The sequence below is a fragment of the Pseudomonas sp. NPDC087690 genome (assembly GCF_044743175.1).
Taxonomy (GTDB): Bacteria; Pseudomonadota; Gammaproteobacteria; order Pseudomonadales; family Pseudomonadaceae; genus Aquipseudomonas.
In genome coordinates this window covers 2542-9440 of record NZ_JBIUVX010000046.1, presented here as the reverse complement: position 1 = coordinate 9440, position 6899 = coordinate 2542, and the positions used below count along the sequence as shown (strand labels likewise).

8 protein-coding genes are annotated in these 6899 nt (G+C 58.8%); 1 reads left to right on the top strand and 7 read right to left on the bottom strand.

From position 1 onward, the window contains the following. The 4 genes from truD to ACIPIZ_RS26035 all read right to left on the bottom strand — a co-directional run. Window positions 1–1007 (bottom strand): tRNA pseudouridine(13) synthase TruD (truD, locus tag ACIPIZ_RS26050; protein ID WP_401168272.1); only part of this gene is annotated, 1007 nt, incomplete at its 3' end. Beyond that, a complete protein-coding gene (gene ispF, locus ACIPIZ_RS26045) occupies window positions 1004–1477 on the bottom strand; it encodes a 2-C-methyl-D-erythritol 2,4-cyclodiphosphate synthase (RefSeq protein WP_064393172.1) in 474 nt (157 codons plus the stop codon). The genes ispF and truD, both read right to left, overlap by 4 nt. A gap of 43 nt (window positions 1478–1520) precedes the next feature. Then, complete coding sequence (gene fghA, locus ACIPIZ_RS26040) at window positions 1521–2366, bottom strand: S-formylglutathione hydrolase (protein ID WP_105707353.1); 846 nt, start codon at window positions 2364–2366, stop codon at window positions 1521–1523. Window positions 2367–2431: 65 nt separating this feature from the next. Continuing rightward, a complete protein-coding gene (locus ACIPIZ_RS26035) occupies window positions 2432–3544 on the bottom strand; it encodes an S-(hydroxymethyl)glutathione dehydrogenase/class III alcohol dehydrogenase (RefSeq protein ID WP_401168269.1) in 1113 nt (370 codons plus the stop codon). Window positions 3545–3661: 117 nt separating this feature from the next. Between ACIPIZ_RS26035 and ACIPIZ_RS26030 the strand changes: the two genes are divergently transcribed. Beyond that, entirely contained in the window at window positions 3662–4558 is an 897-nt protein-coding gene (locus ACIPIZ_RS26030) for a LysR substrate-binding domain-containing protein (RefSeq protein ID WP_122662187.1), read from the top strand. A gap of 79 nt (window positions 4559–4637) precedes the next feature. Here the strand turns inward: ACIPIZ_RS26030 and ispD are convergent, their stop codons facing one another. The 3 genes from ispD to eno form a co-directional block, all read right to left on the bottom strand. Then, a complete protein-coding gene (gene ispD / locus ACIPIZ_RS26025) occupies window positions 4638–5345 on the bottom strand; it encodes a 2-C-methyl-D-erythritol 4-phosphate cytidylyltransferase (RefSeq protein WP_105707348.1) in 708 nt (235 codons plus the stop codon). Next, a complete protein-coding gene (gene ftsB / locus ACIPIZ_RS26020) occupies window positions 5342–5620 on the bottom strand; it encodes a cell division protein FtsB (protein WP_007908838.1) in 279 nt (92 codons plus the stop codon). Before ftsB ends, ispD begins: the two co-directional genes overlap by 4 nt. Window positions 5621–5791: 171 nt before the next feature. Continuing rightward, window positions 5792–6899, bottom strand: a 1108-nt coding sequence (gene eno / locus ACIPIZ_RS26015; RefSeq protein ID WP_401168265.1) for a phosphopyruvate hydratase, incomplete at its 5' end; no start/stop codon positions are given.

Genomic DNA, 6899 nt, shown 5'->3' with positions numbered 1-6899 from the left:
TCGCGCACCAATACGGTGGCGAAGCATCCGGCCGGGAGGACGAATTCCAGTTGCAGAATGTCAGGCTGGGGATAATGCCACGTCAACTCGCCAATGGGCAGCCGCAGGATGCGACGTTCGTGGCTCATGCCGGCGTGAATCAACCAATCTCGCAGCTCGGCTTCACCGGCGGCAATTTCCTGCTCCAGTTCATGGACAGCGCCTGCGGTCGGCGAGTCACCTTCGCCCCACTGCGGACCTGTCGGGTGCAGATCGAGAATCGCCAGGCGCGGGTCACTGCATTCAGCTTCACCGGCCGGAAAAAAGCTGCGGCTGTCGGTGAACGCCAGCAGATCGCCAACCTGAGCTTTTTGCCAAGTGCCATCAGCCACACGCGCCGCCAGCACTTTGTTGAAGAGAAAGCTGCGCGCCGTCGACAGCAGACGCGAACGCACGTTGCGCTGCTCCGGCAAGGCTTTACGCGCTGCCCACGAACGCGCATCGACGACGTTACCGCCGTCATGGCCGAAACGCTGGGCGCCGAAATAATTGGGGATGCCTTGCTGGGCGATCAGTTGCAGACGTTGTTCAATCGCGTCTTTATCGCCAGTGAACTGAGTCAGGCGCAAGGTGAAACCGTTGGCCGAGTGCGCACCGCGTTGCAGCTTGCGTTTATGGCGAGTGGTCTTGAGGATCTTCAGCGTATCGTTTTCCGCCGCCGACAGGTCCGGATCAGCCTTGCCCGGCAGTTGCACGCTGAACCATTGGCGGGTCAGCGCCTGACGATCCTTGAGGCCGGCATAGCTGACGGTACGCAGCGGCACGCCGGCAGCCTTGGCGATACGCCGAGCGGCTTCTTCAGTGTTGAGGCCACGCTTTTCGACCCAGATCCACAGGTGCTCGCCGTCGCCGCTGAACGGGATATCGAGCACTTCATCGACCTGGAAATCTTCAGCGATAGCTTTCAGTACTGCGCTGCCGAGAGGTTCGCCATAAGCACGCGGGCCGAGCAATTGCAGTTCGTTCATGCGCGCAGCAACAAGGCAACGGAGTGCACGGCAATGCCTTCTTCGCGACCGACAAAGCCAAGCTTTTCGGTGGTGGTAGCTTTCACGTTCACTTGATCCAACTCAACTTGAAGATCCGCCGCGATCAGCGCGCGCATCGATTCGATATGCGGCGCCATTTTTGGCGCCTGGGCAACGATGGTGTTATCGACGTTGCCGACCTTCCAGCCTTTGCCATGGATCAGCGCGACCACATGACGCAGCAGCGCACGACTGTCGGCGCCCTTGAATTGCGGGTCGGTGTCCGGGAAGTGTTTGCCGATATCACCCAGCGCCGCAGCGCCGAGCAAGGCATCGCTCAAGGCGTGCAGCAGGACGTCACCGTCGGAATGAGCGAGCAGCCCGAAGCTGTGTGCGATGCGCACGCCGCCCAGAGTAATGAAATCGCCTTCAGCGAAACGGTGCACATCGTAGCCGTGGCCAATACGCATAAAAAAACGCCCCGATTTTTGTCAGGGCGTGATTCTACCTGCATTAACCGCGCAGGGCGCGTGCGTGATGCTGCAAGTGGTCGTCTATGAAGCTTGAGATGAAGAAATAGCTGTGGTCGTAGCCCGGTTGCAGGCGCAACGTCAGTGGATGGCCCGCTTGTTTTGCTGCTTGTTGCAAGGCTTCGGGTTTGAGCTGGGTAGCGAGGAAGTCATCGCGATCGCCTTGATCGACCAGCAGCGGCAGTTTTTCGTGCGCTTCGGCGATCAGCGCACAGGCATCCCACTCCTTCCACTTCGAACGGTCTTCGCCCAGGAAACGGGAAAAGGCTTTTTGCCCCCATGGGCAATCCATAGGATTGTTGATCGGCGAAAACGCCGACACCGATTGATAGCGACCCGGATTGCGCAACGCACAGACCAACGCACCGTGGCCGCCCATGGAGTGGCCGCTGATGCTGCGTTTGTCCGAAGCGGGGAAATGCGCCTCAACCAGTGAAGGCAATTCCTGCACGACATAGTCATGCATCCGATAGTGGCGCGACCAAGGCTCCTGCGTGGCATTCAGATAGAACCCGGCGCCTAGACCGAAATCCCACGCGCCATCCGGATCACCCGGTACATCCGGTCCACGCGGGCTAGTGTCCGGGGCGACAATGATCAAACCCAGTTCGGCGGCCATGCGCATCGCGCCAGCCTTCTGCATGAAGTTTTCATCGGTGCAGGTCAGGCCCGACAGCCAGTACAGCACCGGCAGTTTTCCGCCCTGCTCCGCCTGCGGTGGCAGGTACACAGCAAACACCATGTCGCAGCCGAGCACGTCGGAGCGATGGCGATAGCGTTTGTGCCAACCGCCGAAACTCTTCTGACAGGAGATGTTTTCCAGACTCATGTAAAGACTCCTACGCGGTCACGGCAACAAGCCTTCACGAATTGCTGCCATGTCCCAACGATTGATCAGAAATGAATGACGGTACGGATGCTTTTGCCTTCGTGCATCAGGTCGAACGCCTTGTTGATGTCTTCCAGGCCCATGGTGTGGGTGATGAACGTATCCAGCGGGATCTCGCCGCTCTGGGCCATGTCGACGTAGCTTGGCAATTCGGTACGACCACGAACACCGCCGAATGCCGAACCACGCCAGACGCGACCGGTCACCAACTGGAACGGACGGGTAGCGATTTCCTGGCCGGCACCGGCGACACCGATGATCACCGATTCGCCCCAACCTTTATGACAGCACTCAAGGGCTGCACGCATCAGTTGCACATTACCGATGCACTCGAAGGAGAAGTCGACGCCGCCATCGGTCATGTCGACGATCACCTCCTGGATCGGACGATCGAAATCTTTCGGGTTCACGCAGTCGGTTGCGCCGAGTTGTTTGGCGATCTCGAATTTGGCCGGGTTGATGTCGATGGCGATGATGCGCGCAGCCTTGGCTTTCACTGCGCCGATCACCGCTGACAGGCCGATACCACCCAGACCGAAGATGGCCACGGTGTCACCCGGTTTGACCTTGGCGGTGTTGAGCACGGCACCGATACCGGTGGTGACGCCACAGCCGAGCAGGCAGACCTTTTCCAGCGGTGCATCCTTGGAGATCTTGGCCACAGAGATTTCCGGCAACACGGTGTATTCCGAGAACGTCGAAGTACCCATGTAGTGGAAAATCGTTTCGCCTTTGTAAGAAAAACGCGAAGTGCCGTCCGGCATCAGACCTTTGCCCTGAGTGGCGCGAATCGCCTGACACAGGTTGGTCTTGCCCGACTTACAGAATTTGCACTGACCGCATTCCGGGGTGTACAGCGGAATCACGTGATCGCCGACGGCAACCGAGGTCACGCCTTCGCCGATCGCTTCAACGATGGCGCCGCCTTCGTGACCGAGGATCGACGGGAAGATGCCTTCCGGATCCGCGCCGGACAGGGTGTAGGCGTCAGTGTGGCAAACCCCGGAAGCCACCACGCGCAGCAGCACTTCACCGGCCTTGGGCATGGCGACATCGACTTCTACGATTTCCAGCGGCTTTTGGGCCTCGAAGGCAACGGCGGCGCGCGACTTGATCATGCTGACTCTCCAGTGAATCCATTGAATAAAAAAACCAGACAAGGAGTGTAATACATGGCCTTACGATGAATAATCAGGACAAAAGCAAAACATTATTGCCATACAGGGATAATCCCGATGTCCGAAAATCGCTGGGAAGGTATCGACGAGTTCGTCGCCGTTGCCGAATGCAACCAGTTCACCGCCGCTGCCGAGCGCCTTGGGGTTTCTTCCTCCCATGTCAGCCGACAAATCGTACGATTGGAGGAGCGGCTTCAGACGCGTCTGCTTTATCGCAGTACCCGTCGCGTGACACTGACCGAGGCGGGGCAAACCTTTCTGCAACATTGCCAACGCTTGCAGGACGGTCGCGAAGAGGCGTTGCGAGCGGTCGGCGATCTGACCAGCGAACCGAAAGGCATGCTGCGCATGACCTGCGCGGTGGCTTACGGCGAACGCTTCATCGTGCCGCTGGTCACGCGTTTCATGGGGCTTTATCCGCAGCTGCGCATCGATATCGAATTGAGCAACCGCCAGCTCGATCTGGTGCATGAAGGATTGGACCTGGCTATTCGTTTGGGGCGGCTGCAGGATTCGCGGTTGGTCGCGACGCGGCTGGCGCCTCGTCGGATGTTTCTCTGCGCGTCACCGTCCTACGTTGAGCGGTATGGCCGCCCACACAGTTTGTCGGAACTGAGCCGGCATAATTGCCTGATCGGCAGCTCGGACATCTGGCAGCTTGAGCAGAATGGGCGGGAGTTTTCTCAGCGCGTGCAGGGAAACTGGCGTTGCAACAGTGGGCAGGCGGTGCTGGATGCGGCGTTACAGGGCGTCGGGCTGTGTCAGTTGCCGGATTATTACGTGTTGGAGCATCTGCACAGTGGCGCGTTGATTTCGTTGCTGGAGGCGCATCAGCCGCCGAATACGGCGGTGTGGGCGCTGTATCCGCAGCAGCGGCATTTGTCGCCGAAGGTGCGCAAGCTGGTGGATTTTTTGAAGGTGGGGTTGGCTGAGCGGCCGGAGTATCGAGGTTGAAAAGCAAAAGATCGCAGCCTTCGGCAGCTCCTACAGAGGCATGCAATCCCATGTAGGAGCTGCCGAAGGCTGCGATCTTTTAGCGGCGATTCGCCCAACGCTGGCGCAACCATTCGAGATCTTCCGGCCGGGTAACCTTGAGGTTATCCGCGCGCCCTTCGATCAGTCGCGGCTTCAGCCCCGCCCACTCCATCGCCGACGCTTCGTCAGTAATCACGGCATCCGCAACCAGACTGTCCGCCAACGCCCGATGCAACGCACCGAGGCGAAACATCTGCGGTGTATACGCCTGCCAGATCACACTGCGATCGACGGTTTCCACCACCCGACCGTGCTTGTCGACCCGTTTCAAGGTGTCGCGCGCAGGCACTGCGAGCAATCCGCCGACCGGATCATCCGCCAGTTCATCGAGTAACTTGTCGAGATCTTCGCGACTCAGATTCGGTCGTGCCGCATCGTGCACCAGTACCCAATCTTCATCATCGGCACCCTGCGCATGCAGGTGCAGCAAGGCATTGAGCACCGAGCCAGAACGCTCGGCCCCGCCTTCAACGCGCTGAATACGCGAGTCGCTGACGCAGGCCAGATTCGGCCAATAAGGATCATCAACAGCAAGACTGACCACCAAACCCTTGAGGCTTGGGTGATCGAGGAAACAGCCGAGGCTGTGTTCGAGAATTGTGCGCCCGCCCAGTTGCAGGTATTGCTTGGGACGGTCCGCGGCCATTCGGGCACCGACGCCCGCGGCAGGAATCACGGCCCAGAAGGCCGGCAGGGAATTGATCATTGGGCCAACTGGTAAAGGGTTTCGCCGTCCTTGACCATGCCCAGCTCGTGACGAGCCCGTTCTTCAACGGTCTCCATACCTTTCTTCAACTCGCTGACTTCAGCGTCCATCACTCGGTTGCGCTCCAGCAAACCCTCGTTCTCGGCGTGTTGATCAGCAATCTGCTGATTCAGCTCGGCGACCTGCGCCAGACTGCCATTGCCCACCCACAGGCGGTACTGCAGACCGGCCAGCAGCAGGAGCAAAACGAGAAACAACCAGTAAGGACTGCGCATCGAATATCAGGTATCCAGTGAAAAAAGACAGCCACGCCAAAACTTTGAAGCATCTGATAGCACGAAGCCTGGAAAGATCCAGGCTTGTGCTTTAAGGCATCAGATTAGTGGCAAATCCATCGCTGTCACGACTTTTTCGACACAATCCGGTGTCCTTTTATCAGTTGGTACTCAGCCGCGGAACTCGCTGCGACCGTTGTACTTGGCTTTGCCATTCAACTGCTCTTCGATACGCAGCAGTTGGTTGTACTTGGAAACGCGGTCGGAACGGCACAGCGAACCGGTCTTGATCTGGCCAGCCGAGGTGCCCACAGCCAGGTCGGCAATGGTCGAATCTTCGGTTTCGCCGGAACGGTGCGAGATCACTGCGGTGTAACCGGCAGCCTTGGCCATCTGGATGGCTTCCAGGGTTTCGGTCAGGGTGCCGATCTGGTTGAACTTGATCAGGATCGAGTTGGCGATCTTTTTATCGATGCCTTCTTTCAGGATCTTGGTGTTGGTCACGAACAGATCGTCGCCCACCAGTTGAACCTTCTCGCCGATCTTGTCGGTAAGGATCTTCCAGCCAGCCCAGTCGGACTCGTCCAGGCCGTCTTCGATCGAGATGATCGGGTAACGCTCGGTCAGACCTTTCAGGTAGTCGGCGAAACCTTCAGCGGTGAACACCTGACCTTCGCCGGACAGGTTGTATTTGCCGTCTTCGTAGAACTCGCTTGCCGCGCAGTCCAGTGCCAGGGTCACGTCGGTGCCCAGCTTGTAACCGGCGTTGGCGACAGCTTCGGAGATCACTTTCAGCGCGTCTTCGTTGGACGCCAGGTTTGGTGCGAAACCGCCTTCGTCGCCAACGGCAGTGCTCAGGCCACGGGCCTTCAGCACAGCTTTCAAGTGATGGAAAATCTCGGTGCCCATGCGCAGACCTTCCGAGAAAGACTTGGCGCCAACCGGCTGCACCATGAATTCCTGGATGTCGACGTTGTTATCGGCGTGCTCGCCACCGTTGATGATGTTCATCATCGGTACCGGCATCGAGTAGACACCCGGCGTGCCGTTGAGGTTGGCGATGTGTGCGTACAGCGGCAGGTCCTGATCCTGCGCAGCAGCCTTGGCCGCAGCCAGGGACACGGCGAGGATGGCGTTGGCGCCCAGGGTCGCTTTGTTTTCGGTACCGTCGAGCTTGATCATCGCGTGATCCAGGGCTTTCTGGTCGCTTTGGTCGGTGCCCAGCAGCAGATCGCGGATCGGACCCTTGATGTTTGCTAACGCGTTTAGCACGCCCATG